A 302-nucleotide genomic window follows, 5' to 3' on the forward strand; every position below is an offset into this window, starting at 1 on the left:
CTGGCCTTGTGGGGCTTTCTGCTGCCGGTATTCCTTACCGTCTGCCACCGCATGCTGCCGTTTTTCACCGTCAGCGCCATGCCAAACATTCCGGCCTGGAAGCCGGACTGGCTGCTGTGGGCCATGCCTGTCTCTTATACACATCTCCGAGCCCACGAGACGAACGCAATAATCGCGTATGCCGTCTTCGGCTTGAAAAGGGGGGGGGGGGGGGGGGGGGGGGGGGGGGGGGGGGGGGGGGGGGGGGGGGGGGGGGGGGGGGGGGGGGGGGGGGGGGGGGGGGGGGGGGGGGGGGGGGGGGG

General features: G+C 72.2%; 1 pseudogene. It reads left to right on the forward strand.

Annotated features, from left to right (window positions below):
- Positions 1 to 302 (forward strand): annotated as a pseudogene (locus JHD62_RS21935) (hypothetical protein); the annotation flags it as partial.

It is taken from the genome of Aquitalea sp. ASV11, assembly GCF_016429185.1.
GTDB lineage: Bacteria > Pseudomonadota > Gammaproteobacteria > Burkholderiales > Chromobacteriaceae > Aquitalea > Aquitalea pelogenes.